Annotated in this window: 2 protein-coding genes; one reads left to right on the top strand and one right to left on the bottom strand. The window is 45.9% G+C overall.

What is annotated here, in order from left to right; all coding sequences use genetic code 11:
• Nucleotides 1-1,009: glycosyl hydrolase 115 family protein (locus ENTHG_RS23095; RefSeq protein WP_187371658.1), on the bottom strand; the 1,009-nt coding region annotated here is incomplete at its 3' end.
• A gap of 404 nt (nt 1,010-1,413) precedes the next feature.
• Between ENTHG_RS23095 and ENTHG_RS23090 the strand changes: the two genes are divergently transcribed.
• The coding region (locus ENTHG_RS23090; RefSeq protein WP_044185808.1) for an MFS transporter at nt 1,414-2,220 on the top strand (807 nt) is incomplete at its 3' end.

Raw genomic sequence — 2,220 nt, 5'->3', positions numbered from 1 at the left:
CCGGCAGTGAATACAGACGGGGGTTATGATTCCACTGTCGGCGGGAAACCATTTTACCAAAACCGTTATCAGCCCAGATCCTGATAACGGATTCAGGAATATCAATCAGTCCTTTCTGGTATAACTCCAGGACTTCCCCATAGAGGTTGGTACAACATACAGCATCAGGGATGGCGTTCCTGACCATTTTAAACTGCAGGGCGATGATTTCGCTGATCACTTTGCCCCTGCCAGCTTCATCAGCATACCTTGGATCATCTTCCCAGAAAGGACGATCGCCCTGACCACGAAAACCAAGCGTCCATATGATTTTTCTGTCCTTTTGCCTTTCAATGGCGTCAGACCAAATCTTTTCAAACAAAGGCTGGCTTTCCGGCCACTGCATTCTGGCATCCGGCCAGACCCGGCAAAACATTTCGGCACCCAGGGGTTCTGCGTGGTGATGTGTAATCTGAAGCCCAAGTTGTAAGGCAAGCGCTCTATTGCGGTGGCTGTTGATGTCTGTTCCGGGGATGACTACATTGCCCCCGCAACGAAGCAAGGTTTCCAGCGCTCTTTCCCATTTATCCGGACATGGCCACCCTTCCAGCAGTACCTCATCATTTATAAACCAGCCACGGTAGCGGATCCGGGAGGGAACGGCGCTGTAAGGAATTACGGGTATTTTAACCGGACATGTTGAGGCAAGGTTTTCATGCCAGAACCAGAACGGATCGATCTTCAACCACCGGGAGCTGATATCGAGCAGTGCATAGATGGCGCCCAGTTCATCAGACGCTGAGATTAACAACGTACCGGGGGCCGGGAAGGTTACAGACCATGCTTCGGGATTACCTGAATCTGTCAGTTCAACAACGATACGGCCACTTATATCGGTGGTATCCGGGGAACTGATAACCGCTTTCAGGTCGCGTAGCAACCATTGCCTGGCATAAGACACCGTCGGCATGTCGCCATTGAGAATGATTTCCGTGTCAGGCGTTAACAGAAATACAGTTTCAGAAAGCATAATGACCTCTTTTAAAATTTGTTGAACCGTAAACACCATACCGTAGTGTTCAAATGGACACAGGTATGTTTACTAGTATGGCAATACTATCATGTGGAAGCGATTACATTCCTGTGTCAGGTCACATTTTTTGGCTATCAGAAGAATCAGTAAAATACCTATAAATATCAATAGAATACTAGCATTGTTTACTGGGGCAGTAAAATTCCATTTTTTTAAATGGAAATGAAAATAAAATGATTTACATCACATTTTCTAAAAAAGATCTTCATAAAAAGATCATATTTATCATTTGTTTGTGATTTTCGTTGCCTGAAGTGTGATCTTAACGACGGATGTAATCGATACCACTGATTATTATGAGCATACCGATTCTACCATACTAGAATATATAGAGGTGTTAAATGCCCGTTTCACGTCAGGTCAAATTCCGGAACATGCTATGCTGGGGGTCCGGTGATTTATTCGGCGGAGGAACACAGACCGTTATAGGCCTGTGGTTATTCTTCTTTTATACAGAGGTTGCCGGTTTATCCGCTGCACAGGCGGGGATTATTTTTGCTATCGCTAAGTTTTGGGACGCAGTAACCGATCCTATCACCGGTTATTTTACTGACCACGTCAGAACCCGCTGGGGCCGTCGGAAGGTATTCTTCCTTTTCTGTGGCCCGCTGGTGCTGACCTTTGCCTTAATCTGGATTTCCGGTTTCGGGTTCCTGTATTACCTTCTGACCTACATGCTCTTTTCGACGGTACTTACGTTGCTGATGGTACCTTATGATACCCTGCCTTCTGAAATGACATCGGATTATGACGTTCGCTCTAAAATGTCAGGAACCCGGATGATGTTCGCTCAGGTGGGCTCTTTCATGGCGGCATTTATTCCGGGTCAGATACTGAATGCTGTTCCGAACAAAGAACATGCTTTTCTGATCACCGGGATTGTTTTTGCTGTCATCTGTGCAATTCCCTGGATATTTGTTTATAAGGGAACCTGGGAAAGAGAAAATCTTCCCGAAGTTAAACGAGAAGAAAATTTATTCAAATCGATGGTCGGGCTCTATAAGGAGATGCTGTCCACTTTCAAACTGAAAACATTCCGTACCCACCTTTGTATGTATGTGGGCGGATCTGTCGGACTGGATATCTTTGGTGCCCTGTTTATAGTCTATCTCCTGCTCATTCTGAAAGTCAGTGCGGCCATGGGCTCC

It is taken from the genome of Phytobacter massiliensis JC163 (assembly GCF_000321045.1).
GTDB lineage: Bacteria > Pseudomonadota > Gammaproteobacteria > Enterobacterales > Enterobacteriaceae > Phytobacter_A > Phytobacter_A massiliensis.
The sequence above is the reverse complement of the archived record's forward strand: the minus strand, read 5'-3'. Positions and strand labels throughout refer to the sequence as shown.